Here is a 25,806-nt window from a genome sequence, read left to right as displayed (position 1 = left end):
CATGGGCCAGCAGGACGCGGGGCGAGTTTCCGGAGCGTAACGATGCTGATGCGCCATATCCGGTATTTCATCGCCGTGGCGGAGGAACTCAGCTTTACCCGTGCTGCGGAGCGACTTCACATCGAACAGTCGCCTCTGTCGCGATCCATCCGCCAATTGGAGGATGATCTTGGCGTCCGGCTCTTCGAGCGTAACAGCCATGGTACCCGGCTCACCTGGGCTGGACAAGTCTTCCTTGAGGAGGCACGGCGCGTGCTGGCAGCGGTCGAGCAGGCCCGTGCCGGCGCAAGGGCCGCCGCGACCGGATACCGCGGGCTCCTGAGAATCGCGCTGTCCGACGGCATCTCGCCATCGCACTTGAGCAACCTGCTGGCTCGCTGCCGCGAAGAGTCGCCCGAGGTCGAGATTAGCCTCTTCGAAGTGACACTCGCACAGCAGTTGAAAGGCCTGAGAGAGGGCGACTACGACGCGGGGTTCGCGAAGGCGGAGCATCCGGGGGAAGGATTGCAGGCCACGCCGGCGTGGAGCGAGCCTCTGGTCGTCGCGGTGCCGGCGCGGCATCCCGCCTTGATCCATCCCGAGCTTTCCCTGATGGAGCTGCTTTCCCATCCACTGGTGCTGTGTGACCCGAACGCGTGCGCAGGATGCAGCCGGCAACTCGACAGGCTGTTGCGTGCCGCGGAATGCGAGGTCAGGATTGCCGAAAGGGTGGCGTCCCATGACCTGCTGATGGCGCTGGTGGCGGCGGGCTACGGCCTCGGGATCACCACCCGCACGCATCTGTCCCTGTGGCGGCACCCGGATGTCGTCTCGCGTCCGTTGGCCGGTGAAGTCCCCCCGTTGACGACCTACCTGTTGCGCCGGGATGCCGAAGACTCGGTGCAGTTGCGGAGCTTCGTCGAACGATTGCGAGAAACCACGATGCCTGATTCCGAAAAGGCGTAGGTAGGTGCGAGGGAGTAGGACGAGGGCCCGGACAAGACGGCAAGCTTGTTCGTTTGTCTTCATGTTGTGGCAACCCCAATGCGGAGCATGGATAGAGGCCATGATGGGTGCGCTGACCAAGCCTGTGAATGTACCGCCCGCAGCGGATACAGGGACATCACCAGCAGCACGGCCATTGCGATGTTGAAGATGCGCAGGTGGCGTCGGTCCGTGAGCCAGCGGCGCGGCGTCGTGCCGAAGGCGGCCCAGACGGCGACGCTGGGAGCATTGACAACGGCGTAGAGGACCGCTGGCGATCACCGCCAGCGTGCCGCCGTCGGCGGGTGCGTAGGTGGCGATGGCCCCGATGGCCATGATGGCACGTCTTGGGATTGCCTCACTGGAAGGCGGCAGCCTTCCAGAAGCCGGGTGGCCGATCTGGGGGCGGCCGTCTCCCGCAACGGTTGTGAGGTCTCGATCTACCAGCGTCAGGGTTAAACCTCAGATTAACTTGAGGTCAAGTGAGGTGTCAGCGACGCGAATCGGCTGTTGGCGATCGGCCACACCCTCGCCTCGCCAAGTGACCTCCTCGCGTGGACCAATGGCAAGGACCGGACAGGCCGCGAGCTCGGGTGCGGGTGACGACATCACCGGATGGTCGTCATTGCGGAGTGCGGGTGTCTTCGCTGAGTGCCGCGTCGGCGGCATGGGTGGGCCCTGGAGCGCGCGACGCATCGCTGGCAACCAGATCAAGTGCAGACAGCAGCGCATCGCCCTCGACCAACCCATGCAGCAGCAGTGATCTTCCCGTGAGGCTGTCTTCCAGCCGCACGGTGGGCGTGGCGTTGATGCCGCTGCGCAGGGCCTCGTCGGCCTGTGCGCGAACGATGGCTGCGGGGCGATCGCTGTCCAGGCATGCCTGGATGGCGGTGGTTATGCCTGGCCAGGTCAGGTCTGCCGGCAGCCCCTGGCCATCGCCCCGGGTGTTTTGGTAGAGCCATGCGATGGCACCGAAGAACGCCTCGTGGCCTTGCGCCTCACCTGCGCACTCGGCCATGCGGGCCAGCCGACTCGCCTCGGGATCGTGCATCGCCAGCGGCAGGTGATGCCACCGCAGGCTGGTCTCGGGATGGGCATCGATCCAGGCCATCAGGGTCGGGTAGTAGGCCTTGCAGAACGGACACTCCAGGTCGGCGTACAGCGTCAGCGTGAAGCGCGCATCGGCTGGGCCGCGGCGCCAGGGTGGGCCGGCCGGATGCGCCTGCGCGGCCTCAGGCCCCGTGCGTGGTGCCGGCGCACCGGGCGTGCGGTACAGGAGCCAGCCCAGCAGGCCGACTACAAGGATGCTGGCGACCACCCAGGGCAGCCGTGGCAGGCGCCCGGCGCGCTTGCGAATGGCCTGGGATCTTTGCTTCGAGGACATGACGCGCTCCGGTCATTTCGGCAGGAACAGCGGCGGCGATGCGATACCACGCGCCTGGTCGATCTTTTCGGCCACCTTGAAGGCGGCATCCAGTTCGCCGATGCCGTACTGGCGCATGAGCTGGTAGCGCTCGGCCTTCTCTTCCGGTTCGGTCTGCGCAAGGGCCAGATAGAGGCTGGGCGGCACGGCGCGGAACAGCACTTCCATCGACTTGGACAGGATGACGCCCTCGCTGAACTTGCCCGCCTCCTTGCGCGCGGACAGCATCAGCGCCTTCTGCGCGGGTGAAAGTTCGCGGAACCGGGCGATCTTCTCCACCTCGTCGGGCGGCATCGACAGGCAGATCCACCACTCGATCATGTTGAGCATGGGCTCGGCGGCCTTGGGCAGGTCGTCGATGTTCTGCGTCGCCAGCCAGTACCACGCACCGAGCTTGCGCCACATCTTGGTGATCTTGACCACGTAGGGCGCGAGCAGCGGGTTCTTGGTGATGATGTGGCCTTCGTCGGTGACGTTGATGATCGGCCGGCCCAGGAACTGGTCGCGCTCGGCGATGTTGTTCACCGTGTTGATCAGCGAGATGTAGGCAATGGAGAGCTGCGCGTTGTAGCCCTCGCGCGCGAAGGTGGCCAGATCCACGATGGTGATGTCCGCCTCGGGCCAGGGCGTGCCCGGACGGTCGAACATCTCGCCGTCCGCGCCCTGGCAGAGCATGTCCATCGCGTCGGCCATCTCCAGCAGCCGCGCACGCCGGGCATCCGGCAGGTTGGCGTCGCGGGCGCGTTCGCGCAGCGCGTCGCGCACGTCGCGGGTCAGCACCGTGCGCGCCTGTGCCACGCAGCGCTGGGCGGCGTCCAGGATGCACTGGCGAATCAGGCTGCGGTCGGCGCGCGTCATACGCGCTTCCTCCTTGTCCTCGCCGCCGGTGATCATCAGCCGGGCGGTGATTTCGAGTTCGCCGAGTACGTCCCGCTGGTCATCCCCGTCGTCGGCCGGATGGGTGTCGCCGTCCTCGTCCAGGGCGTCGGCATCCAGCGTCTGCACCTGGCCCGGTGTATCGACGAGGCGCCAGGCATCGGCGAATGGCGCCAGGCTCACGCCCGCGCCGGGTGCCAGCTTCACGCGATGCACGCTCAGGCCCAGCCGAGCGGCGAAGTCACCGAACAGGCCAAAGCTGTTGCCGGCCTCGACGATGAACAACCTGGGCCGGTAGATCGCCGTGACCTGGTTGAGGATGTTGTTCAGCGTGGCGCTCTTGCCGGAGCCGGTGGGGCCGAAGAGGAACAGGTGGGCGTTCATCTGCCGGTCGAGCCGGTTCAGTGGATCGAAGGTGATCGTGCCGCCGCCCCGGTTGAAGAAGGTGATGCCCGGATGGCCGGTGCCCTGGCTGCGCCCCCACACCGGCGCCAGATTGGCCGCGTGCTGCGCGAACATCAGTTGCGTGTACCACTGCCGCTTGTCCGCCGCCGGGTCGAACAGACAGGGCAGCCAGCGCAGGTAGGTGTTGAGCGGGGCCACCTCGTCCTCTTCGCGCACCGGCTGCAAGCCCGCATTGAGCATGACATTGACCAGTTGCAGGCCGCGGGCGTCGAGCTGCGCCATGTCGCGGCCGCGCAGGTAGAACGCCAGCGTGCCCCGGTACAGCTTGTGCGCACTGCCGATGAGGCCGCGGGCCTGCTGCACGTCCTGGCGCGCCTGTTCGCTGGCGAGCGTCTCGCCAACCGCCTTGCGGGCCAGGTGGTTGAGGTGCGCCTCCAGCACATCCTGCGGCGTGGCGACCAGGGTCAGGCACATCACCGTGTCCTCGGGCATCTGGTCGAACAGCGCGTTCATCGCATCGCCGCCCTTGCGCGTCTCGCCGGTCACGTGTCCGGTCGCGGGCGGCGAGCGCAGACGATCCATGACGATGGCCCGGTGCGGCATGCCGTCGAAGAACCACAGGCCGCGGGCGACATCCGAGCGCGGCTGGCCGAAGAACAGGCGTTGCGCGAAGTCGCCGCTGGCCAGTTCGATCTCGCCCTCTTCCTGTTCCTCCGGGTAGCGGGCGAGCGCGTAGAACCGTTCCCGGTCCTCGGCCGTGCTGCCCAGCGCGCCGGGATTCGGGTTGAACCAGCGCAGCAGCCAGTCGTGGATGTCCGCCGCGCCAAGGCGCCGGGCCTTGACGCCGGCATTCCCCAGGCCGCCGACCAGGCGGTCGCAAATCGTCGCCAGGGCCTGCTCGGGCGATTGCCCCCGCCGGGCCAATGCGGCGTCCGGGGTGCGCCGATAAACCACCATGCGCACGCGCCGGGTCTGGCCGCGCCACGGCAGGCGTGTGACCGTGGTGTCCTCGAACAGGCCGCCCGGCTTCGCGATCGCGCGCAGGTGGTGCCCGAAGAAGCGCAGATAGAACTCGCTGAACGCGCTGCCCTGCGCGCGTGGATGCAGGTACGCCCCCAGCGTGCGCAGGTAGTGGTCCCAATCGGCTTCGTCCTGCGCGTAGAGTTGCACCACCCACGGGTTCTCGTCCAGTTCGTCGAAGGAGTCCTGCAGCGCATTCTCCAAGGCATCGCGGGCCTGCCACAGCCAGGCGGTCTCGCGGCCTTCGGTACCGATCGGCTGTAACTCGAAGAACGCCGCCACCGATTGGCCATCTTCGAGCAGCATGCTCTTCGTGGCCGGCAGGTACTCGACCCAGGGCAGCAGGTCGGCGAAAGACGGCGCCACGTCGTAGAGCGCCGCGTGATCGGCCCGCGTCGCGGGTCGCCGATGGTGCCGCCCAGGGGCGGCGCCAGGTGCCGCGATGCCGTGCGCGGCAAGGCGGGCGACATGCTGCGTCCAGGCGTCCAGCTCGATGTCGGCCTGGACTGGCCTGGGGGCCGGACGACGCGGCCACGGCAGTCGCCAGCCCATCAGTAGTCCTCCAGCCGTTCGCCCGGCATCGCGTACTGCACGCGCTGGTAGAGCGGGAAGACGGTGCTGTAGCCGGGCACCGGTACCGGGTCGGTGCCGGCCAGGTGCGGAAAGACATACATCACCAGATCGGGGTTTGGCAGTCGATGGAACTGTCGCTGGATCTCGTTCGCTGCGGTGCGGGTGTAGGCCGCGTTCCGGGCGGGCGCCGCGAGGGTGTCAGCGTCGGCCAGCGGGCGGCGCAGGCCCTGGCGTGCGTCGAGCAGCAGGCGGCCGGCCTGGCCGCCGCTGTAGCCGCCAGTCTCGTGCTGCCAGATGTCCAGCATGGTGTGCTCGCCCCGGTGCAGCAGCTTTTCCGAGCTGGTGGCACAACCCGCGAGAACCGCGGCGGCGAGCAGGACAAGGGGGCGGTCAATCCAGGTCCGACGCATGCGCTTCTCCCATGAGGTGATTCACCCGGCGCCCCTCGGCGTCGTGGTCGATGGCGATCGGCTGCTCCAGGTGCACGGCCACCCTGGCGCCGGGCTGCACGTAGACCGCAGCGAAGGCCTGACCGTAGAGCTTGTTGACCCAGTCGGCCATGTCGCGCACGCCACCGGCCAGGATGCGGCCCATGGCCTCGTTGCCCGAAATGCCGACCGTGCCCAGCGAACCGTTGTTGTTGGCGACCACGGCCACGCTGCCGTTGTCGGACTTGATGAGCGAGGCGGCGCCTGCGCCGGCCGCGGTGATCAACGCCTGCGATCCCAGGTACTGCTGGGCATTGCTGCGGCGCTCGCCCGAGACGCACGGGATGCCGTAGGGATCGCTGATCCAGCCCAGGCCATCCAGCAGACTGGTGCTGTTCTGGCTTCGACTGCGCTTGCCGTCGTCCTCCGGCACCGTGCGGATGGTGCCGTCGCTGAACACGAAGGTGATGGAACGGACCTGCCCACGCACGCACGAGAGCGCCCAGTCGCCCGAGGCCGTGCCGCTGACCACCGCACCGGCCACGTCGGGAATCTCGATGCCGTTGGCCGCCAGGTTGTCGGCCCCGATCAGCACCTTGAAGGGAAACGGGTCGTTGACGGTGCCGTCGATGGGGATGCGGCCGATCAGCGCGGTCATGGCGACCGAGCCCATCAGCGTGGCGTTGGTGGGCAACGTATAGACCGCCTGGGTGGTGCCGCCAACGGCCTGCGCCGTCCTGTCGCTGACGGCCTCCGCCGCGGCCGAAAGCTCCGGCGAGGCCGGGCCGAAGCTGGAGGGAAAGGCGGGCAAGCGCAGGCTGCTCGAACCGCCCTTGGGATCGGGCCGGGCGTCATCCGGTTCGATCCAGCGCATGCCGCCATCCTTGAGCGGCAAGCCGTCATGCCCGTCCAGTCCAAGGCCGATCGGCAGGTCGGCGGCATCGCCCTTGCCGGACAGCCCGTCCAGGCGGCGCTGTAATTCCTGCATCAGCCCTTGCGTCTGCTGCCGGTCGCTGGCGGCCTGGGTTCGCTCCTGTTCCAGGCGGCGGCGTTCGCTGTCGAGGGCGTTCTGGATGCGCTGGTCGATCGCACCCTCGCGGGTACGCAGGCGCTCGTTCTCCGCCTTGTGCTGGCGGTTGTCGCTCAGCGCGGTCTGCAGCTCGGTGCGGAGCTGCTTGACCTGCGCCACCAGGGTGGCGATGGTATCGCGCGGGGTGTCGCCCGCGATGCCGAGCGCCTTCATTTCTTCGGGAGTGAGCTGCCCCGAGACATCCTGCTTGCCAGGTGCAGCGTCACTGCCTGAGAACAACCTGGCACCGACGAACACCAGCAACAATGCCATCGGAATCAGCAGCCACTTCAACAGGGGATTACTCCTCATCGGACGTCCTCCCCGCAGCGGCGGCCGGCGGCAGGTTCGTGCCGGCATCGATGGGACTGAGCACCGGCATCAGGGACTCGGCCAGGCCACGGCCGCGCGTGACCAGATAGACCACCGTGGTGTCGGTCGAAGCGCCCGCCGGCCCAAGGTCGGGATGCTGGAAGGTCGCGGCCACGAAGTCGCCTTGCAGCACCCTTGGATCGAGATCGATACGGTGAGGCGAGGTGTTGGTCAGGCGCACCGCGGTGACCCACTGGTCTTCGAGTCGCCAGGCCGCCAGCGCCCGCGCCTTGAGCGGCAGCGTTGGCAGCAGTGTGTCCAGCGCGAGCGGGCGCCGCAGCGGCACGCGCCCGATGCCGGCCACGGGCTCGACGGTGCGCAGCGGTGCGTAAAGGTTCTGCGCCGCGTAGCGCGTCAGGACAACGGCTACCGGCGTCTGCCGACGCGTGGCGGGTTGCGCTGCCTGGGCTGGGCCGGCGGCAGTGTCACCGCTGGCATCCTCGGCGGCGTCCTGCAGGACGATGCGTACAGGCTCCAGCGGCGGCTCGCCTTCCCGGGCGTCCGTGGCTGCGATGTCGACCAGCACGATGGCGCCGGATTCCACGTCCTGCAGCTGCAGCCGCGTCGGCGCGATGGCCTCGCTGGCGCGCAGGTAGATGGCGCCGCCCGCGCTCTGCACGCGCAGCCGCTCGCCCAGGCTCGGGGGCAGGCCGACACGCACGTTGCGGTCGATGAAGACCACGCGCTCCTGGCCGACGACGAGCGGGACGGCCAGCGGCAGCCGCTGCCAGCGCAGGATCTCGATGGCACGGCTGTCCGGCACCAGGCCGAAGCCAAGGGCCAGGCTCGCCACGATGGTGAAGACGTGGTGTTTCATGGGTTGCCTCCCTGCGAAAGGCCGCCGCCGGGCGTGCCGGACGGAGGCACTGCCGGCGACGGTGCCTCGATGCGCTGCGGCGCGCCGTCATAGCAGTCCAGCGCAAGGCCGAAGGGGTTGTGCTGGGGATCGACGTCCAGCCGCACCACTTTCAGCGGATAGCGCACCAGGGCCCGCTTGACCTGCTCGGCGCCGTAGTACTCGTCCGCGCTGACATCGAGCGTGACGATCCAGTCGCGGCTGGAAACCGTCTTTACCCGCATCGTGGGGTTGTCGCCAAAGCCGCGCCCCGGAATCTCGTAGATGCCGCGCACCCGCTGGCGCAGTTCGCCACTGCTGCGCCGGTGCTCGTAGTCCTGGCGCAGGAAGGCCTGGCAGGCCGGTGTGAAATAGGCCGACAGCGCGTGGAGGTTGCGCGGGTAGTCCTGTTCGCCATCCGTCGGCCAGCGCTGGACCTGCTGCCAGACGTAGAAAGCGAATGCATAGACATTCTCGGGCGGCACATCCCACCAGGCGCGGGTGCTGCCCGAGCGCAGATCGGGGGGCACGTGGATCGTCAGTTGCCTCGGCGCACTCCACCAGCCGAAACCGAGCAGCAGCGCAACCACGAACAACGCACCGGCGCCGAGGCGCAGCGTGCGCACATGGGCCTGCAGGTGATGGACTTCGTTCCTGAAACGGCTCATGAGGCGGCTGCTCCGCGTGAGCGCCGGGTGGTCCAGTACCCCGAACGCGTGATGAGAAGGTGCCCACCGAGCCAGGACGCTGCCAGCGGATGGCGCAGCGCCAGGCGCCACTGCAGTTGCCGGTACAGCCAGGTGTCCGGGCGGCCGCGCTTCTGCCGGCGCAGGAAGCCGCCACCACCGAACACGCCAGCCGCCACGCCGGCCACGACCAGGGTCGGCACCATGGCGACGCTGTGCGTGGCCCAGGCCAGCGGCACGCCGGCGATGAACCCCGCCACCGCGGACAGGCCGGCGCAGATCCAGAGCTCGTCGGCGGTCAGGCCCCCCACCACCACGGGCTGGCGGTTCAGCCTGTGCGGCAGGAAGGTGACCAGCCCGTCACGCGCGATATCGTTCACGGCAGCCATCGACGCTCAGAGCACGCCGGTGGCCTTGGTCAGCAGCCAGATTCCGACCACCAGCAAGATCGCACCCACGGCCACGGTGAGGCCGAACTGGCCCCAGGTGGCGCGGCCGGTATGGATTTCCGAGTAGCGCGTATAGGCGTGGTAGCACACACCGACGAACATCGAGGCGACCACCAGCAGCGCGACCAGTAGCACGATGTCGTAGCCGTAGTTCTGCAGCGTCTGCATGATGCCGCTGCCCTGGCCGCGCGACGGGTCCTCGATGGTCGGCAGGCCCTGCGCCCGGGCCGCCAGCGGCAAGCCCATCAGCGCCAACGACGCGAGGATGGTGGTGGCAGCGCGATGGGGAATCGGATGGATCTTCATGGTGGTAGGGCCTTTCGTGGTGGTCAGGACAGGAGGAAATAGGTCAGCACCAGATACATCGCGACGAATCGCACGACGACACCCAGGAACTGGCGCTGGGACAGGCGCTGCTCGGCCCACCCGGTGTAGGCGGTACGCATCGCCCACACGCCCCACACGAGCAGGACGGCGAACACCAGGCCGAGCACCACCGTGGCCACGGCGGCGGGGGCGAAGCCGCCATTGGCCTGGAAGGCGCTGACCTGGGCGGCGTTCATCGGAGTGCCTCCTGGTCAGAGGGCGGGCTGGACTGGCGGTAGTCGCCGGACAGATCGACCGGATCGCGCGGCTGGGCGCGCGGCGGCGTCAGGTAGTCCTGAATGCCCGTCCGAACGCGCTGGAGGTCCTCGCGCAGGCGGGCATGGTCGAAGTGGTAGCGGGCGCGCGCCTGCGGAGCGGTAAGGGCGGCGTGCTCGGCCTGGAGGTCAATCAGGTCGATCTGGCGAACCAAGGCCGCAAGCTGCTCGCGTTCGATGGCATCGTCTGCCGCGGTGGCGGGTTGCCCGGCAGCAAGCAACATGGCCAGCAGCGGCCATGCGAGCGTGTAACGGTTGGGTTGCGCCATCGAGCCATTCCCGTGAATGCGGATGGCCAGATGCTGTTCCGTCGCCGGCTTCGGTGCCGCCGTGAATGCGAAATGCGGTTCGACCGGATTCCATCCGATAGCTGCTCATTCGGGGCTGGATGCAGCCGCCGATGATTGGTCATCGGCCGGGGTTCGTTGGTAGAATTGAGCAAACTTGGCAAGCGAAGGCTATGAAAGATCAACCGAGACGGTTTTCAGATGACTGACGCCGAAAGCGAAATCCTGACGCTTGAAGAAGTCGCGGCATACCTAAAAGCCGGTAAGCGGACGGTCTATCGCCTGGCTCAAAGTGGAGAGATCCCGGCGTTCAAGTTGGGAGGGACGTGGCGTTTCCGGCGATCCGAGCTGGATCGCTGGATTGCTAGCAGCATTAGCAAGATGAAACCGGAGACGGACTGAGTCTGGAAAGGCTAGCAGCCGACTACGCCTGAGACATAAGGGGGAGACCGCAGTTGACGACAGCACAGCTCTTGACACCGCATCAACGTCAGTACGTTGCGTGGCTGCTCACGCGCCGTGCGGCGGGCGATTCCGTGGAATCGCTGGCCTCAACACTGGTCGACTCGCAGGTTGATCTCAATCCACATCAGGTGGATGCCGCCCTCTTCGCCTGCCGCAATCCCCTTTCGCGCGGTGTGCTCCTCGCTGACGAAGTGGGGCTCGGCAAGACTATTGAAGCAGGGTTGGTCATCTCTCAGCGTTGGGCCGAGCGACGCCGCAAGATTCTCATCATCGTTCCGGCGAACCTGCGCAAGCAATGGCACCAAGAGCTGCAGGACAAGTTCGGCCTGCAAGGATTGATTCTCGAAGCCAAAAGCTACAACGCAATCCGCAAGCAGGATCGACAGAACCCTTTCCTATTCGCCTCCGGCCCGGTCATCTGCTCCTACCAGTTCGCCAAGTCCAAGGCTGACGATGTCAAGAGCATTGACTGGGACTTGGTCGTCCTAGACGAAGCGCATCGCCTGCGCAACGTCTACAAAACCAGCAACGTCATTGCCAAAACACTCAAGGAGGCGTTGTCGCACGTTCACTCCAAGGTGCTTCTGACCGCAACGCCGTTGCAGAACTCGTTGCTCGAACTCTATGGGCTGGTCAGCTTCATCGATGACCGCGTGTTCGGAGACCTTGACAGCTTTCGCTCGCAATTTACTGGCCGGGAACAGGCCTTCAACGCCCTACGTGACCGACTGGCTCCCATCTGCAAGCGCACTCTGCGCAAACAGGTTCAGCCCTATGTGTCGTATACGGCGCGCAAGGCCATCATCCAGGAATTCACGCCGTCAAACGAAGAGCAGGAACTGTCCAGACTCGTCGCTGATTACTTGCGTCGCCCCAACCTGAAGGCCATGCCCGAGGGACAGCGCCAGCTGATTTCACTGGTGCTATGGAAGTTGCTCGCGTCCAGCTCGCACGCCATCGCAGGCGCGCTGGAGACGATGGCCAAACGGCTTCAGGGAGTGCTTGACGAAACTGCCGAGATTCCCGATCTGGCCGAAGAACTCGACGAGGACTACGAGTCGCTGGACGAAACCGCTGATGAGTGGAGCGAGCAGGAAGCCGCTTCTACGACGCCGAGCCGCTCAGAGCGGAATGCCATCGCGCAGGAAATCGAAGAACTTCGCCACTTCAAGGCGCTGGCAACCAGCATCCGCGACAACGCCAAAGGCAAAGCGCTGCTCACTGCGCTGGATCGCGCCTTCGCCGAGCTGGACCGGTTGGGCGCGGCCAGAAAGGCCATCATATTCACAGAGTCCAAGCGCACACAGGAGTACCTCCTCAGCTTGCTGGCGGACACGCCCTACGGCGACGGCATCGTGCTCTTCAACGGCACGAACAGCGACCAGCGTGCGCAGGCGATTTACAAGGACTGGCTCAAACGCCACGAAGGCACTGACCGCATCACCGGCTCCAAGACCGCCGACACTCGTGCGGCACTGGTTGAGCACTTCAAGGAGCGCGGCAAGGTCATGATTGCCACCGAAGCCGGCGCCGAAGGCATCAACCTCCAGTTCTGCTCGCTCGTCATCAATTACGACCTGCCGTGGAACCCTCAGCGCATTGAGCAGCGCATCGGGCGCTGCCACCGCTACGGTCAGAAGCACGACGTGGTAGTTGTGAACTTCGTCGATCTCAGCAACGAGGCGGACAAGCGCGTCTACGAACTGTTGTCGCAGAAATTCCAGCTCTTCGAGGGTGTGTTCGGAGCGAGCGACGAAGTGCTGGGTGCCATCGGCTCCGGTGTCGATTTCGAGCGCCGCATCGCCGAGATCTACCAGAACTGCCGAGAGCCTGAAGAAATCAAGTCCAGTTTCGAGCAACTCCGACTCGATCTCTCAGGAGAGATCAACGAGGCGATGGTCAAGACCCGACAGGCATTGCTTGAGAACTTTGATGAGGAGGTGCAGGAGAAGCTGCGCATGCGCGCCGACGACAGCCGCAACGCGCGCAACTGCTTCGAGCGCATGCTGATGGACTTGACCCGCGCCGAATTGGTCCATTGCGCCGCGTTCGATGACGATGGCTTCGATCTCCGCCACATACCGACTGGAGTCGAGCACAGCGGCCTCGCGGGCATCGAGCTGGGGCGCTACGAATTGCCCCGCCGCTCCGGCGACGCGCATCTATACCGCATCAATCATCCGCTGGCGCGATGGGGCATCGAGCAGGCCAAGGCTCGGGCACTCGACGGGGCTCGTCTCGTCTTCGACTACAACGCCTACGGTTCAAAGATCAGCACGCTAGAAGCCTATCGCGGCAAGGCCGGATGGCTCACCGTGAAGCTGGTCACGGTCGAGACACTCGGCAACCAGGAGCAACATCTGCTGGTTGCCGCGAGCACGACCGACGGCGTCGTGCTCGCGGAAGAAGACCCGGAAAAACTGCTGCGCCTGCCCGCGACCACGCAGACCGCGAGTCTGTTCAACGCCCCTGACGCCACCCTGCTGGCCGACGTGGAAGCCCGCAAGACCGCGCTCCTGCGCGACGTCAACGAGCGCAACCTCGGCTACTTCGAGCAGGAAGTCCAGAAGCTGGATGCCTGGGCGGACGACCTGAAGCTCGGTCTGGAGCAGGAGATCAAGGAGATCGACCGCGAGATCAAGGAGGTGCGCCGAACCGCCGCGACCTCGCCGACACTGGAAGAAAAGCTGTCATGGCAGAAGAAGCAGCGGGAACTGGAAGCCAAGCGCAGCAAGCTGCGCCGCGAGTTGTTTGCCCGGCAGGACGAAGTCGAAGCGCAGCGCAATGACTTGATCAGCCAGCTTGAAGTGCAACTCCAACAGCAGGTCGAGGAGCGCACGCTGTTCACTGTCGAGTGGGAGCTGGTGTAATGACTAATCAAGTAGCACCCTTAGACCTGCGCATGACCAGGCCGCGGTTGAAACGTGCCAAGAATTGAGGAGAGCGAGATATGGCTAGCGGAAAATTACTGCGGCAACTCATCAAATCGGGAACGCAAGGCGATGCTTCGGGCTTTCGCGCGGCGTCCGAGGCAGTGATCAAAGAGGAGCGCGAGAAGAACCATCATCTGCTCGCAAATGACCTTGAGCGCTTGCTTTACGGCGATCAGGCAAACTTCGGGAAGAATGCGCGGAAGCTGCAAAGTTTGCCCAGCGTGCCGACAAATAAAGACAACGGGCTTGCGCTACTAGAAGAGCGTGCCGTGATTCGAGAGGAGAAAGACATCATTCTCTCGGATGCTTCGCAGTCGGCACTCGATGAAATCCTGATGGAGCACAACCGGGCGGACGTGCTCCGATCCTATGGCCTGCAACCCGCGCAGAAGCTGTTGTTTTGCGGGCCTCCCGGCTGCGGCAAGACGCTGGCCGCAGAAGTCATCGCGCATTCCCTGTCCATGCCACTCGTCCTCGTTCGGCTGGACTCGATCATATCGTCGTTTCTGGGGGAGACGGCTGCCAATTTGCGAAAAGTGTTCGATTACGTCGCAACGCATCCCGTGGTCGCATTGTTCGATGAATTCGACGCCCTGACCAAGGATCGTGGCGACAGCGCCGATCATGGTGAGCTCAAACGCTCCGTAAATGCCGTCTTGCAGATGATGGACGGTTATCGAGGCGAGAGCATCCTGATCGCCACCACCAACTACGAAACCCTATTGGACAAGGCGGTTTGGCGACGCTTCGATGAGGTTGTGCGCTTCGAGATGCCGAATCTGGAGCAGATCAAACGCTTGTTAGCTCTGAAACTCTCCGGTGTCCGCCGCAATTTCGAGCCCGACGATGGCCAGGTGGCATCCGTGTTCAAGGGGATGTCGCACGCCGATATCGAGCGTGTACTGCGGCGGGCCGTTAAGGAAATGATCCTGTCTGGGCGGGAGTTTTTGGAGAAGAGTCATATCGATAACGCACTTGCCAGAGAGTATCGCTACAAGAGTTAAGGCATGGAGGGGAGAAGATGGCCTATGAGCACCTGCGTCTAGATCGTGAAGAACCGATCAATCTTCGCCACCCGCGGAGGGGCGGGGGCGGTTTTACACCACAAGACCCACGTGCTTACGGCGCGGCGCTTGGCACAAAATTCCAGGCTGCAAGGGGGCGTATCACTGACCCGGATCAGGCCGACATTGGCGGCTACGATGATCGCAAGCTGATAAAGATTCAGCTGCGTCATGGAGAAAGCCTACCTCCGGACTCTTTCCAGGCTATTCCCGGTGTGGAAATCGTCAGCCAGGAAGAAAAAACTGTTGTTTTGGCCTTCGCCACTGATGAAGGTTTGGACGAATTCGAACGGCGTTTGGCAACGTTGGCGCGTGACGGTAACGTTACACGTAAGGATCTGCTGTATGCCATCGAGGACTTCGATCACTGGACACCGGAAGATCGCACTGGCAACGCTCTCCGTGAACAGGGCTTCCCCGAAGAAACGCCATTCACGCTCGATGTCGAACTATGGCCCCAGGAGCGACAGGACAAGCGCCAGGCCATGGTCCGTGCCTTCGTAGACCTGTTGCAGGAACTCGGCATCAAGAAGTTGGACGAGCTCAAGCTGCCATCCTTGGTAAAGCTGCGCGTGCGCTGCGATCAGAATCAAGCAGATCAGCTTTTGCGCCATCGGGACGTCCGCACGGTGGATCTTCCACCTCGGCTGGGCGTTTCCGTTCAGCTGTTGATGACAGACATCAACCAGTTTCCGGTAGTTGATCCACCGCCTGCCGATGCGCCTGCGATTGCTGTTCTCGACTCCGGCTTGACCTCGGGCCACCCTCTGCTTGCCGCAGCGGCCGGCGATGCTCAAGGTTATCTGAAGCCTCATCGCAGCGCCAATGATGCCGAGCCGTGGCATGGCACCTTCGTCGGTGGGCTTGCGTTGTACGGCGATGTCCATAACGCCATCCAGCAGCGCCAATTCGTCCCGCAGCTCCGCTTGTTCTCCGGCAAAGTATTCGAACACGACGGACAGGATCAGACCGAGTTTGTCGAGAAGGCGGTCGAGGAAGCCGTGCGCGACCTGCACGGGCAGTACGGTTGCAAGGTGTTCAATCTCAGCTATGGCGACCTGAATAAGGTGTACGACGGTCGGCATGTCCGCGGGTTGGCCTATACCCTGGATCGTCTTACGCGCGAGCTGGGCGTGTTGTTCGTGGTGCCGGCGGGCAACTTGCAGCTCAACCAGCTCCCCCAAGATGCCCGTGGGCAATACCCCCACTATTTGTTCGAGGAGCACGCCCGGCTGCTGGACCCGGCCACGGCGCTCAACGCCCTCACGGTCGGCGGTATCAGCCTGTTCGAGGCCACGCGCGACGCGCAAAACCATCCCAACACCATTGAAGATCACATCCTGGCGCGGGCGAACCAGCCCTTCCCGTTGACGCGACGCGGGCCATCCATCAACGGCGCCATCAAGCCGGATGTGGTGGAACATGCGGGGAACATCGCCCTGATGCTTACAGGCGGCCGCCCTCGCCATACGGGGCTGGGTGTCGTGTCGCTCAACGGCGGATTTGCCACCCACGGATTCGCGTTCAAGGAGGACATCGGCACCAGCTATGCCGCGCCGCTGGTGGCCCACAAAGCCGCGCGGCTACTGGCCGAAGTGCCCGACGCTTCGCCCAGCCTGCTGCGCGCACTGATCGGCGCCCATGCCCGCTGGCCGCAAGCCTGCGAAGCGCTGTTGAACCCCGGCAACAATGCTGAAGGCCGCGACAAACTCCTGCGCCTCGTCGGGTATGGGCGCGTGGACGATGCGGCGCTGTTCCGCTCGCTTGATCACACCGTCACCCTGCTGGCCGAAGAGCGCGTCGGAAACGACCAGCACCACTTCTTCGAACTGCCTGTGCCGGACAGCTTCTGGGCCAACGGGCGCCGTACGCGCGAAATTACGGTGGCGTTGGCCTACAGCCCCGAGGTACGCACGACCCGCCTGGACTATCGCCGCACGAAACTCTGGTTCAACCTCGTGGTAGCCGACAGCCTGGATGACGTGACTCGTGCCTTCCAGCGCAACCGGGAAGAAGGTATGGGGGAGCACAGCAATGGCCGCTGGCTGCCCAACGACACCCGCAAGAACGGCACGTTGCAGGTCTCTCGATGGCGCTTCAAACAGGCGCTGGCCAACGGTCACAAGGTGTTCGTCGTAGTGACCCGACAAGATAGTCCTTGGTCCGATGGGCGCGATGGGGACGAGCCCTATGCCGTCGCCGTGGTACTGGCGGATCGGGAGCAGGCCAACGCTCAGCTCTATGCCCAAGTGCGGGCGGCGCTGCAAGCCCGTGCCCAGGCACGTGCGCGTGCTCGGATTGGCGGGAGGGGCTGATGGCTGCGCTCGAACCTCAGTACATGACCATTCTGGAGACGGTGCAGGCCAAGCGATTTGTGCCTTTGCGCTCGCACCAAAATTTCAGATCCCAATCATTGGGCTATCCGGGGAAGCAGGTGCGTCATCATGGATAACACCCGCGACCCGTCACTTCGGCTTCGTCCATGGGCATCGCTGGTGCTCTTTCTGAGCGCCTATTCGCCCCTTATGCTGATTCTGATCATCAAGGATTACGATGCAACCAGCCCCGGTCTGCTTCCCCAGAATCCGGTATTCAGCGGCATCCTGTTGCTGATCGCAGTGTTCAGCAGTTTGGCTGTGCTTCGTTCCGTCAGAGAAATCGATGGCGGGCTGACGGTGACGGTCACCAAGGCGTCCAACAAATCGGGCGACATGTTCGGCTACACCATCCCCTACATGCTTTCGTTCATGAAGGTGGACCTGGGAGACTGGCAGGTCATTGTGAGCCTCGCCCTTTTTCTAGCCATTCTTTTCATCATGGCCTACCGCACCCAGACGGTTTTCGTGAACCCGATTCTCGCTCTTGCGGGTTACATGCTGATCGATTGCACCTTCAAACGCGGTGACAAGGAAATTCAGGCGATGGTCGTGACACGGCAACCGCTGGCCGTGGGTGACACTTGCCGCATGGAGCGGATGTCGCACTATCTGTATGTGGCCGTCAAAGACAACGCCAATATGGATAAAAAGGGCACAGAAAAATGAGCAACAAGGCGCACAAGGCCACCTTGAAGGCGATCAAAGCGATCGATCTAAAAAAATGGGTGGTCACTTTCTGGCTTGTCAAGCGCTACATGGCAAATCACGCGGCACATTACTCAGTACTGCGCGTCAACACCGATGCCAAGCTCCAGAAGCGGTTGAAGGGCTATGTAGTCAATCAGTTGCAGGGCAAGGACTTTCACTTGGCCGAATACGATTTCAATAATGCCGATGGTGATGACACGCTGTTCACGATTACGGCAGACGCCACCGATTTCCCCAAAGTCGAAGTGGCGATAAACGCTGGCTTTGACAATGCCATCGCCAAGGAATACCAAGACCTGCTCAATTCGTGGGCGTATGTCGTCCAGCTTGAACACGGCAATGATCGACTCTACGCCTGGCGCAAGATCAGCACACTCACCCAGCCAAAGAAAGTTCAATCGCGCCAGGCGACGTTCTTTGTCGAACACAAATTGGTGGACGTAGAAGACAAGGAAGTCTTTCTGATCGATCCGCGCTTCGACTTCTTCGTGCATGGCGGCATGATCTTCATTGCCAACAAGAAGGAGTTCGAAATTTCCATGAACTTCCGCGAGGGCATGAAGGCCAAGGCTGCCGAGGTCATCCAGAACTTCAATGAGAGTGGCCGTTTCAAGAATGTCGACCTCATTCAGAAGCACGTGGGCGACAACCTGCACCACTTGCGCAAGATGGCATCGATCCTCAAGGCCGGTTACTACCAACAGCCCGACTATATCCAGCGCATGATTGAAGTCAGCAAGGAAGAAGGCTGGGAGCTGAAAGTCGAGGATGGGCAAGTCGTGGTCGAGGCGGAAACGATCGACGTGTTGTTGAAGCTGCTCAACAACGACCGCCTGCGCTCGCCGATCAACAACGAAATTTTCGACGCGGCCGCCAAGGCACCTGTGAAATAGGCTGGAATATCATTGAAATGAGCAAGCAAAAACTTGAACTGACTTGGATCGGCAAGGAGAAGCGGCCCAAGCTGGAGCCGCGCATCCTGCTGGAAGATCCGGAAAAGTCATATCACGCGAAGCATCGCGTGACGGACAACGACATCTTCGACAATCGGCTGATCTTTGGTGACAACCTGCTGGCGCTGAAGGCGCTGGAGCAGGAGTTTTCCGGAAAGGTGAAGTGCGTGTTCATCGACCCGCCCTACAACACGGGCAGCGCGTTCACCCATTATGACGACGGGCTGGAGCATTCCATTTGGCTGGGATTGATGCGCGACCGGTTGGAGATCATACGGCGCTTGCTGGCGGACGACGGTTCGCTATGGATCACCATCGACGACAACGAGGCTCACTACCTCAAGGTGCTCTGCGACGAGATATTCGGACGACCAAACTTTGTAGCCTCGGTGATCTGGGAGAAATCAGATAGTCCGAAGATGGACTCGCGACATTTCTCTTCTCGCCACGACTATGTCTTGGTTTATGCCAAATCCATTGACGCGCTGAAATTAGCTCGACTTCCGGATGACACCGATGATGCAACAAAGCACTACAACAAGACTGACCCCGATGGACGCCGGTACTATACCAAGCCACTTCGCGCAATGGGCAGCGGCGATGACACTAGGGAGGCCCGCCCAACGCTGTATTTCTCTATTACAGCGCCGGATGGAACCGCCGTGTATCCGAAGCGTCAAGATGGGGTCGATGGTCGGTGGCGGTGGAGCCAAGAGCGCGTACAGCGAGATGCCGACAAGCTTGAATGGGTTAAGTCCAAGAATGGATGGAATCCTTATTACAAGATTTATGCAGAGGAAGGGAAACAGCGCCCTCCGGAGACCATCTGGACTCACAAAGAGGTTGGAAGCAACAGGACGTCAAAGGCCGAAGTTAAAGCACTGATAGATCAGCTAAGCCAGTTCGACACACCGAAGCCTGAGGCTCTATTGAAGCGCGTACTTGACCTAGCCACAAACCGAGGTGATTTGGTCCTGGATTCGTTTGCCGGCTCTGGCACTACCGGCGCTGTCGCTCACAAAATGAGCCGCCGCTGGATCATGGTGGAACTGGGCGAGCACTGCCACACCCACATCATCCCGCGGCTGAAGAAAGTCATCGACGGCGAGGACAAGGGCGGCATCACGGAATCTGTCGGCTGGAAAGGCGGCGGCGGTTTCCGCTATTACCGCCTCGCGCCCAGCCTGATCGTCAATGACCGCTGGGGCAACCCGGTCATCAATCCAGAATACAACGCGGCGATGCTGGCCGAGGCGCTGGCCAAGCTGGAGGGCTTTACCTATGCGCCTTCGGAAACGCACTGGTGGCAGCACGGCCACTCCAGCGAGCGGGACTTCATCTACGTCACCACGCAGAACCTGTCCTCCGAGCAGTTGCAGGCACTTTCTGACGAAGTGGGTTCCGACCAGAGCCTGCTGGTGTGCTGCTCCGCTTTCCGGGGCGTGACGGCGGCGAAGGCGGCGGAACGTTGGCCGAACCTGACGCTGAAGAAGATTCCGAAGATGGTGCTGGCCCGCTGCGAATGGGGCCATGACGACTACAGTTTCAACGTGGCAAATCTTCCGATGGCCAAACCCGATCCGGAGGAACCTGCGGCAGCCGCCGAGGCCGACAACAAGAAGTCCAAGAACAGAAAAGTGGCTGCTGCGAATTTGAATCAGGGCGGTCTGTTTGGGGAGAACGAATAATGAACAACCGCGTCCTGCACGCCGTCACCGGTCGTCTGTCCCTTCGGCCGCCCCAGGCGGATTCGCTCATCAAACTGGTTCGCGCGCTCGATGCCGCGCCTGAACTTTTGAGCCACGAGCGAGATGTCCCGGCGATTCTTTCCACGCTGAAGGCCGAGTTCAGTACGCTTGAAGATTTCGAGCGCGAATTTCCGTCACTGTGCTTTGCGCTGGCTACGGGCGTGGGCAAGACGCGCCTGATGGGAGCCTTCATCGCCTACCTGCATCTGGCCCACGGCATCAACAACTTCTTCGTGCTCGCGCCGAACCTGACGATCTACAACAAACTCATCACGGACTTTACGCGCAACACGCCGAAGTACGTGTTCAAGGGGATTGCCGAGTTCGCGCAGCAACCGCCGCTGATCATCACCGGTGACAACTACGACAAGACCGGCGCGGCGGTGGATGATCAACCACAGGGCTTCGCCCACGACGTGCGCATCAATATCTTCAACATCTCCAAAATCAACTCCGAGGTGCGCGGCGGCAAGGAGCCGCGCATCAAGCGGATGAAGGAAGTGCTGGGCGACAGCTACTTCAACCATCTGGCAAATCTGCCAGACCTTGTGCTGCTGATGGACGAATCGCATCGTTACCGCGCCAGCGCGGGTGTGCGTGCCATCAATGAGCTGAAACCGCTGTTTGGCCTGGAGGTGACGGCGACGCCATTCGTGGAGTCCAGCAAAGGGCCGGTGCCGTTCAAGAACGTGGTGATGGACTACCCGCTGGCGCGGGCGATGGAGGATGGCTTCGTCAAGGAGCCTGCCGTGGTCACCCAGCGCAACTTCGACGCCAAGGCGCACACGCCCGAGGAGATCGAGAAGACGAAGCTGGAAGACGGCGTGCGCCTGCACGAGACCACCAAGGTTGAGCTGCTCACCTACGCCCGCGAGAACGGCGTCAAGCCGGTCAAGCCTTTCATGCTCGTCATCGCGCGCGATACCACGCACGCGGGGCAACTCTTGGCGCTTCTGGAGTCAGAAGCCTTCTACGAGGGGCGCTACCAGGGCAAGGTGATCCAGGTCGATTCCAGCCGCACCGGCGCGGAAGAAGAAGAGATGATCACGCGCCTGCTTGCCGTGGAGAGCGTGGACGAGCCGACCGAGATCGTGATTCACGTCAACATGCTCAAGGAAGGCTGGGACGTGACCAATCTCTATACGATCGTTCCGCTGCGCGCGGCTAATGCCCGCACGCTGATCGAGCAGTCCATCGGGCGCGGCCTGCGACTGCCCTACGGCAAGCGCACGGGTGTCGCGTCGGTGGATCGCTTGAACATCGTCGCGCACGACAAGTTCCAGGAGATCATCGACGAGGCCAACCGCGGCGACTCGCCGATTCGCCTGAAGCAGGTCATCCTCGATGCGCCGAGCGCCGACGACAAGAAGGTCAGCGTGCAGGTTGAGTCCGGGGCAGCGGCGCGTCTCGGTTTGACGGAAGCACCGGTCGTGGTCACAGGGGCTTCAGCCACTGACAGTGGAGCGGAAGTCCCCGTGCCCAAACCGGTGTTCACCACGGAGGCGGAGAAGCAGGCCGCGCGCGTGGTCATGGACGTCATCGGCAAGTACGAGGTCAAGCGCGATCTAGTGCCCACCAGCAGCGCGCTGCTGAAACCAGAAGTGCAGAAGGAAATCCTCGCGGAGGTGGCGGAGCGGTTGAAGCCGCTGCAAGGCGAATTGCTCGCGGGCGTGGATGAATCAGTCCCCGCACTTGACTTGTCCGCCGTGGTGGCAAAGACCACCGAGATCGTGGTGCAGCAGACCATCGACATCCCGCGCATCGCAGTGGTGCCGACTGGCGAGGTCACGACCGGCTTCCACGCCTTCAAGCTGGATGTGAGCCAGCTCCATCTCCAGCCGGGTGAGCGCGAGATCGTCATCCATAACCTGCGCACCAACGAGCAGGATACCCTGGCCGCCGAAGTTGGGCTCAAGGAGCTGCGCCCGGAGGACTACATCGTTCACGCGCTGGTGGACTTCGACGACATCGACTACTTCACCCACGCCGATCTGCTCTACGACCTCGCGGGCCAGATGGTGCAACACCTGCGCGGCTACCTGTCCGAGGACGAAGCCATCAGCGTCCTCGATCGTGACCGCCGCCTGATCGCGCGCGAAATCCACGCGCAGATGATGGCCCACTTCTGGGAAGAGGCGACGGAGTACGAGGTGCAGGTCAGTCGCGGCTTCACCGAACTCAAGCCTTGCAACTACACCGCCACGGCAAGCCAGACGGCCCACCACTTCCGGGAGACCGTGACCGAGACGAGCCGCATCAAGCAGATGCTGTTCGGCGGATTCGCGCGCTGCTTGTATCCGCTGCAGAAGTTCGATTCGGACACCGAGCGGCGCTTCGCCATCATCCTGGAGCGCGACGCGACGAAGTGGTTCAAGCCTGCGAAGGGGCAGTTCCAGATCTACTACAAGCTTGGCACCGAGCAGCCGGAGTACATCCCCGACTTTGTGGCCGAGACGGACGCGACCATCTTCATGGTGGAGACCAAGGCGCGCGCCGACATCAACACGCATGAAGTTCAGGCCAAAGCCGCTGCCGCCATGCGTTGGTGCAAGCACGCGTCCGATCACGCGGCGAGCGTAGGCACCAAGCCCTGGAAGTACCTGCTGGTGCCCCACGACGATATCAACGAGTCGAAACGGCTCGCGGATTACCTACGCTACGAGGTCAAGACGTAGTCCAGCTACCGTCGCTCACCCACGGAGATTCCGATATGAGTCGTGCTCATCTGCGCTTCCAGGTAGATTCCCGCCTCGCCACATTGTTGAGTCAGGAATATCCCTCGTCCGAGCGAGCGTTGAAGGAACTCGTGGACAACGCATGGGATGCCGACGCGGAGCAGGTAACGATCCTCCTCCCGAAGCCTCTGAGTGGAGACCCTCTCGTCATCCAGGACGACGGCACTGGCATGACCGAGGAAGAACTGCGCCGCCACTATCTGTCGATCGCATCTGATCGGCGCTCGCGACGCGGGGAGCGTACGGCCGGAAAGAATCGTTTGGTCAAGGGGCGTAAGGGCATCGGCAAGTTCGCCGGGCTCATGGCCGCAGCGGTGATGACGCTTGAAACCCGGGCCCGTGGTCGGTTGTGCCGTATCACCTTGCGGCTGGACGATCTATCCCAAGTCGAAGACATTGAACAGTTGAATATTGGCCTGCAGAGCGATCCTTGTGGGCCGGAACTGCATGGCACGACCATTACGCTGAGCGATCTGCATCAGGGCCTGGCTTATCCGGATGCCAATCGGCTGCGCCAGATCCTTTTGCAGGAATACGGGCGACAGGATGACTTTGCCATCACGATCGACGGCAAGCGGCTCGACGTCGATGATGTATCCGGTAGCTACTCGGAGCAGGAAGAGGAACTCCCAGGTGCCGGCAAGGTAAAGCTGCGTTTCTCTATCAGCGACGGCAAGTCCGGGTTGCGTCAGCCAGGTATCACTTTGCGTGTGGATGGCAACCCGTCCTCGCGCTGACCATTCAACCCGCAGCTACCGCATATCAATCAGGTCTCGGCAGCACCACACAAACGAAAAGCAATGCTGCCTGCTAAACTTTCTTCGCGACCCACAAAGTCCAGCGATCTTTTTCAAAAATGGCCTGAGACTTGTCAATTTGATTGCCGATATGCTCAATAAGCTGCTCAATTTCGCCGTCGTCCAGTTCATGAAGAATGGAACGACCCGTCCGGCCGCGCAGATCTTGGGCGAGCAAATCAAAACGATCATAAACTTTACGAGTTTCCCAAAGATTCTTGGACTCAATATTCGAGAATCCTGCTTTTAACAAAGCGTCATGCACGCGCTCATCTTTCGGTCTGCGCTTGGTTTCAAACTCGGTGAGCCTGGGGAAAAGCTCAAAAAAATACCCTCGAATGTGCTCCGATGAGCCAGGTATTTGCACATCTTCAGGCGTCCGATCCTGAATGATCAACTTGCCGCCAGCGACGAGCAGGCGGTAAGCCTCGGCAAAGCAATCGTCGAAATCCTGAAGATGATGAATCAATGCACGTTCGAACACGACGTCGAAATTCTCCGAAGACAGTCCCGTGTTTTCCGCCGATCCTTGTTGAAATGACACATTGGGACGCTCCTGCGCATTTTCCCTGGCGGCAATAACCATTTGCTCCGAGAAATCGACGCCGACCACGGCAGCTACTCCTAAGTCAGCCCAGGCATTCGAGTAAATGCCTCCGCCGCAACCCACGTCCGCAATACGAGCACCTCGCGGATCGACAACATCAAGGATGGCTTTCGCCCAACCGTCGTGAGCCTCTCTGCTGGCGTACGTATATCTGTTTTTCTCAGAATGAAAGTCGATGGTCATGATAAAGAACCCTTTCTATGAATTGACCATGCCATCTTACGAAGATACTTTGGATATGTAAAATATATTAAAAATACCGATTTGAAACTTTGTAAGTTTCAATTCGGCTTCACCCATGATCCGGGCCTGAAGTCGTATCCGGAATGCAGCAAGCTATGAACTGGCCCAGCGATGCCTTCGCTCATCGGCTAGACTGGCGAACCGCCCCAACGGCGAGTCCGTTGGTGTCTCTCGGTAGGCCAGTGTGAGCGGTGTCGTGAACGCATGGTCACCCGTCAGAGGGCGATAGACCACATTCCGCGTCAGAACACATCTCAAGGTCTGCGGGAGCACTGATATGCCTCTACCGGCGGCAACCAAGGTGACTGCGGACAGTAGACGAGGAACGTCCTCCGCCACTTGCGGTGCAAATCCGGCGGATCGGCACGCAGCAAGCAACCGGTCTTGCACACCGGGGCCATCCGCCTGGCGATAAAGAACGAAGGGCTGGTCGCGCAGTTGATCCAGGCCAATCGGGTCTGTGGTTTTAGCCAGCGGATGGTCGACTGGAAGAGCCGCAACCATGGGCTCTTCGCTGAGCAAAATCGAGCGCAACGAAGGATAGCGCTCGACGTTGGAACGCACGAACGCGGCGTCGAGTTGTTGTGCCTGAACCGCATCCAGCAGCGTGCGCGTGTTGTTTTCCTGCACGCTCATCTCAATCAGTGGATAGCGCGTCCCGAAGGCCCTGAGCAGTGCGGGCACGTCTTCATGCATTGCGGCGGAACTGGTGTAGCCGACGGCGATGCGCCCTAGTTCGCCTCGGGCGCTTTTCCGAACATGCAGCACGGCTTCATCCGCTTGAGCCAACAGCCGTCTTGCTTCCACGAGGAACACCTCGCCTGCGGCGTTGAGCCGGATACGCCGGGGAGCGCGGTCGAACAACTGCACCTCCAACTCTGCCTCCAGATCCCGAATCTGCTGACTCAAGGGCGGCTGCTGGATGCCCAAGCGATGGGCGGCCCGCGTCATGTGCTCTTCTTCCGCGACGACGACGAAGTACCTGAGATGCCTCAACTCCATAGGGCTGACTCCTAGGATGAAAAAAATATCAATCAGGTACTAATTATATATTTTACATTTCCTGCGTCTACCCCTACCATCCCTGTCAAATTGACCGATGTTGAGATGACCGAAAGTATTTCGTCACCTGCATAAAACGTGGAAGA

The 25,806-nt window shown here is 62.3% G+C and carries 22 protein-coding genes; 10 read left to right on the top strand and 12 right to left on the bottom strand.

Features of this window, described 5'->3' with window-relative positions:
* The first annotated feature begins 42 nt into the window (after nucleotides 1–42).
* The gene (locus ABD927_RS05885; RefSeq protein ID WP_032958286.1) at nucleotides 43–945 is read left to right on the top strand and encodes a LysR family transcriptional regulator; all 903 of its coding nucleotides are present in this window, start codon (nucleotides 43–45) and stop codon (nucleotides 943–945) included.
* 640 nt (nucleotides 946–1,585) lie between these two features.
* Here the strand turns inward: ABD927_RS05885 and ABD927_RS05880 are convergent.
* The 10 genes from ABD927_RS05880 to ABD927_RS05835 form a co-directional block, all read right to left on the bottom strand.
* The gene (locus ABD927_RS05880; protein WP_345247285.1) at nucleotides 1,586–2,347 is read right to left on the bottom strand and encodes a DsbA family protein; all 762 of its coding nucleotides are present in this window, start codon (nucleotides 2,345–2,347) and stop codon (nucleotides 1,586–1,588) included.
* 12 nt (nucleotides 2,348–2,359) lie between these two features.
* Nucleotides 2,360–5,239 carry a conjugative transfer ATPase gene (locus ABD927_RS05875; protein WP_345247283.1) on the bottom strand — a complete coding sequence of 960 codons (2,880 nt, stop codon included), beginning with the start codon at nucleotides 5,237–5,239 and terminating at the stop codon, nucleotides 2,360–2,362.
* Entirely contained in the window at nucleotides 5,239–5,670 is a 432-nt protein-coding gene (locus ABD927_RS05870) for a TIGR03751 family conjugal transfer lipoprotein (RefSeq protein ID WP_345247281.1), read from the bottom strand. The genes ABD927_RS05875 and ABD927_RS05870 overlap by 1 nt, the downstream gene beginning before the upstream one ends.
* Nucleotides 5,651–7,069 carry a TIGR03752 family integrating conjugative element protein gene (locus ABD927_RS05865; protein WP_345247279.1) on the bottom strand — a complete coding sequence of 473 codons (1,419 nt, stop codon included), beginning with the start codon at nucleotides 7,067–7,069 and terminating at the stop codon, nucleotides 5,651–5,653. The genes ABD927_RS05870 and ABD927_RS05865 overlap by 20 nt, the downstream gene beginning before the upstream one ends.
* Nucleotides 7,059–7,946 carry a TIGR03749 family integrating conjugative element protein gene (locus tag ABD927_RS05860; protein ID WP_345247277.1) on the bottom strand — a complete coding sequence of 296 codons (888 nt, stop codon included), beginning with the start codon at nucleotides 7,944–7,946 and terminating at the stop codon, nucleotides 7,059–7,061. The genes ABD927_RS05865 and ABD927_RS05860 overlap by 11 nt, the downstream gene beginning before the upstream one ends.
* On the bottom strand, nucleotides 7,943–8,632 hold the full coding sequence (locus tag ABD927_RS05855) for a PFL_4703 family integrating conjugative element protein (RefSeq protein ID WP_032958271.1): 690 nt from the start codon (nucleotides 8,630–8,632) through the stop codon (nucleotides 7,943–7,945). Before ABD927_RS05855 ends, ABD927_RS05860 begins: the two co-directional genes overlap by 4 nt.
* Nucleotides 8,629–9,039, bottom strand: a complete 411-nt coding sequence (locus tag ABD927_RS05850; protein ID WP_345247274.1) for a TIGR03750 family conjugal transfer protein — start codon at nucleotides 9,037–9,039, stop codon at nucleotides 8,629–8,631. Before ABD927_RS05850 ends, ABD927_RS05855 begins: the two co-directional genes overlap by 4 nt.
* Nucleotides 9,040–9,045: 6 nt before the next feature.
* On the bottom strand, nucleotides 9,046–9,345 hold the full coding sequence (locus tag ABD927_RS05845; protein WP_425570197.1) for a TIGR03745 family integrating conjugative element membrane protein: 300 nt from the start codon (nucleotides 9,343–9,345) through the stop codon (nucleotides 9,046–9,048).
* A gap of 83 nt (nucleotides 9,346–9,428) precedes the next feature.
* Nucleotides 9,429–9,662: a TIGR03758 family integrating conjugative element protein gene (locus tag ABD927_RS05840; protein WP_345247271.1), complete on the bottom strand. Its 234-nt coding sequence runs from the start codon at nucleotides 9,660–9,662 to the stop codon at nucleotides 9,429–9,431.
* Complete coding sequence (locus ABD927_RS05835; RefSeq protein ID WP_032958261.1) at nucleotides 9,659–10,009, bottom strand: integrative conjugative element protein, RAQPRD family; 351 nt, start codon at nucleotides 10,007–10,009, stop codon at nucleotides 9,659–9,661. The genes ABD927_RS05840 and ABD927_RS05835 overlap by 4 nt, the downstream gene beginning before the upstream one ends.
* 219 nt (nucleotides 10,010–10,228) lie before the next feature.
* On the opposite strand from ABD927_RS05835, the gene mads1 reads away from it, so the two are divergent.
* The 9 genes from mads1 (at nucleotide 10,229) to ABD927_RS05790 (ending at nucleotide 23,748) form a co-directional block, all read left to right on the top strand.
* Nucleotides 10,229–10,429 (top strand): methylation-associated defense system helix-turn-helix domain-containing protein MAD1, encoded by a 201-nt coding sequence (mads1, locus tag ABD927_RS05830; RefSeq protein WP_032958260.1) that lies wholly within the window; start codon nucleotides 10,229–10,231, stop codon nucleotides 10,427–10,429.
* A 53-nt stretch (nucleotides 10,430–10,482) separates the two neighbouring features.
* Nucleotides 10,483–13,362, top strand: coding sequence for an SNF2-related protein (locus ABD927_RS05825; RefSeq protein WP_345247267.1), 2,880 nt, complete (start codon nucleotides 10,483–10,485; stop codon nucleotides 13,360–13,362).
* A gap of 80 nt (nucleotides 13,363–13,442) precedes the next feature.
* Complete coding sequence (locus ABD927_RS05820; protein WP_032958257.1) at nucleotides 13,443–14,429, top strand: AAA family ATPase; 987 nt, start codon at nucleotides 13,443–13,445, stop codon at nucleotides 14,427–14,429.
* Between the two features lie 17 nt (nucleotides 14,430–14,446).
* Nucleotides 14,447–16,804, top strand: a complete 2,358-nt coding sequence (locus ABD927_RS05815) for a S8 family peptidase (protein ID WP_080375567.1) — start codon at nucleotides 14,447–14,449, stop codon at nucleotides 16,802–16,804.
* A 129-nt stretch (nucleotides 16,805–16,933) separates the two neighbouring features.
* Nucleotides 16,934–17,533 (top strand): hypothetical protein, encoded by a 600-nt coding sequence (locus ABD927_RS05810; protein ID WP_345247262.1) that lies wholly within the window; start codon nucleotides 16,934–16,936, stop codon nucleotides 17,531–17,533.
* The gene (locus ABD927_RS05805) at nucleotides 17,530–18,468 is read left to right on the top strand and encodes a DUF4868 domain-containing protein (RefSeq protein WP_032958255.1); all 939 of its coding nucleotides are present in this window, start codon (nucleotides 17,530–17,532) and stop codon (nucleotides 18,466–18,468) included. Before ABD927_RS05810 ends, ABD927_RS05805 begins: the two co-directional genes overlap by 4 nt.
* Nucleotides 18,469–18,485: 17 nt before the next feature.
* Nucleotides 18,486–20,216 (top strand): site-specific DNA-methyltransferase, encoded by a 1,731-nt coding sequence (locus tag ABD927_RS05800; protein WP_345247260.1) that lies wholly within the window; start codon nucleotides 18,486–18,488, stop codon nucleotides 20,214–20,216.
* The gene (locus tag ABD927_RS05795) at nucleotides 20,216–22,951 is read left to right on the top strand and encodes a DEAD/DEAH box helicase (RefSeq protein ID WP_345247258.1); all 2,736 of its coding nucleotides are present in this window, start codon (nucleotides 20,216–20,218) and stop codon (nucleotides 22,949–22,951) included. Before ABD927_RS05800 ends, ABD927_RS05795 begins: the two co-directional genes overlap by 1 nt.
* A 35-nt stretch (nucleotides 22,952–22,986) precedes the next feature.
* Nucleotides 22,987–23,748 (top strand): ATP-binding protein, encoded by a 762-nt coding sequence (locus ABD927_RS05790; protein ID WP_345247256.1) that lies wholly within the window; start codon nucleotides 22,987–22,989, stop codon nucleotides 23,746–23,748.
* 73 nt (nucleotides 23,749–23,821) lie between these two features.
* On the opposite strand, the gene ABD927_RS05785 is transcribed toward ABD927_RS05790, so the two are convergent.
* Entirely contained in the window at nucleotides 23,822–24,598 is a 777-nt protein-coding gene (locus tag ABD927_RS05785; protein WP_086071337.1) for a class I SAM-dependent methyltransferase, read from the bottom strand.
* A 153-nt stretch (nucleotides 24,599–24,751) separates the two neighbouring features.
* Nucleotides 24,752–25,660 (bottom strand): LysR family transcriptional regulator, encoded by a 909-nt coding sequence (locus tag ABD927_RS05780; protein WP_086071338.1) that lies wholly within the window; start codon nucleotides 25,658–25,660, stop codon nucleotides 24,752–24,754.
* Between the last annotated feature and the right edge of the window lie 146 nt (nucleotides 25,661–25,806).

The sequence above is a fragment of the Pigmentiphaga soli genome, assembly GCF_039541095.1.
Classification (GTDB): domain Bacteria; phylum Pseudomonadota; class Gammaproteobacteria; order Burkholderiales; family Burkholderiaceae_B; genus Pigmentiphaga; species Pigmentiphaga soli.
The sequence above is the reverse complement of the archived record's forward strand: the minus strand, read 5'-3'. Positions and strand labels throughout refer to the sequence as shown.

Bases quoted from the DNA above. Each gene is read 5' to 3' on its own strand.
- ABD927_RS05885 (WP_032958286.1), top strand. From the start codon at position 43: ATGCTGATGCGCCATATCCGGTATTTCATCGCCGTGGCGGAGGAACTC.
- ABD927_RS05880 (WP_345247285.1), bottom strand. From the start codon at position 2,347: ATGTCCTCGAAGCAAAGATCCCAGGCCATTCGCAAGCGCGCCGGGCGC.
- ABD927_RS05875 (WP_345247283.1), bottom strand. From the start codon at position 5,239: ATGGGCTGGCGACTGCCGTGGCCGCGTCGTCCGGCCCCCAGGCCAGTC.
- ABD927_RS05870 (WP_345247281.1), bottom strand. From the start codon at position 5,670: ATGCGTCGGACCTGGATTGACCGCCCCCTTGTCCTGCTCGCCGCCGCG.
- ABD927_RS05865 (WP_345247279.1), bottom strand. From the start codon at position 7,069: ATGAGGAGTAATCCCCTGTTGAAGTGGCTGCTGATTCCGATGGCATTG.
- ABD927_RS05860 (WP_345247277.1), bottom strand. From the start codon at position 7,946: ATGAAACACCACGTCTTCACCATCGTGGCGAGCCTGGCCCTTGGCTTC.
- ABD927_RS05855 (WP_032958271.1), bottom strand. From the start codon at position 8,632: ATGAGCCGTTTCAGGAACGAAGTCCATCACCTGCAGGCCCATGTGCGC.
- ABD927_RS05850 (WP_345247274.1), bottom strand. From the start codon at position 9,039: ATGGCTGCCGTGAACGATATCGCGCGTGACGGGCTGGTCACCTTCCTG.
- ABD927_RS05845 (WP_425570197.1), bottom strand. From the start codon at position 9,345: ATGGGCTTGCCGCTGGCGGCCCGGGCGCAGGGCCTGCCGACCATCGAG.
- ABD927_RS05840 (WP_345247271.1), bottom strand. From the start codon at position 9,662: ATGAACGCCGCCCAGGTCAGCGCCTTCCAGGCCAATGGCGGCTTCGCC.
- ABD927_RS05835 (WP_032958261.1), bottom strand. From the start codon at position 10,009: ATGGCGCAACCCAACCGTTACACGCTCGCATGGCCGCTGCTGGCCATG.
- mads1 (WP_032958260.1), top strand. From the start codon at position 10,229: ATGACTGACGCCGAAAGCGAAATCCTGACGCTTGAAGAAGTCGCGGCA.
- ABD927_RS05820 (WP_032958257.1), top strand. From the start codon at position 13,443: ATGGCTAGCGGAAAATTACTGCGGCAACTCATCAAATCGGGAACGCAA.
- ABD927_RS05815 (WP_080375567.1), top strand. From the start codon at position 14,447: ATGGCCTATGAGCACCTGCGTCTAGATCGTGAAGAACCGATCAATCTT.
- ABD927_RS05810 (WP_345247262.1), top strand. From the start codon at position 16,934: ATGGATAACACCCGCGACCCGTCACTTCGGCTTCGTCCATGGGCATCG.
- ABD927_RS05805 (WP_032958255.1), top strand. From the start codon at position 17,530: ATGAGCAACAAGGCGCACAAGGCCACCTTGAAGGCGATCAAAGCGATC.
- ABD927_RS05800 (WP_345247260.1), top strand. From the start codon at position 18,486: ATGAGCAAGCAAAAACTTGAACTGACTTGGATCGGCAAGGAGAAGCGG.
- ABD927_RS05795 (WP_345247258.1), top strand. From the start codon at position 20,216: ATGAACAACCGCGTCCTGCACGCCGTCACCGGTCGTCTGTCCCTTCGG.
- ABD927_RS05790 (WP_345247256.1), top strand. From the start codon at position 22,987: ATGAGTCGTGCTCATCTGCGCTTCCAGGTAGATTCCCGCCTCGCCACA.
- ABD927_RS05785 (WP_086071337.1), bottom strand. From the start codon at position 24,598: ATGACCATCGACTTTCATTCTGAGAAAAACAGATATACGTACGCCAGC.
- ABD927_RS05780 (WP_086071338.1), bottom strand. From the start codon at position 25,660: ATGGAGTTGAGGCATCTCAGGTACTTCGTCGTCGTCGCGGAAGAAGAG.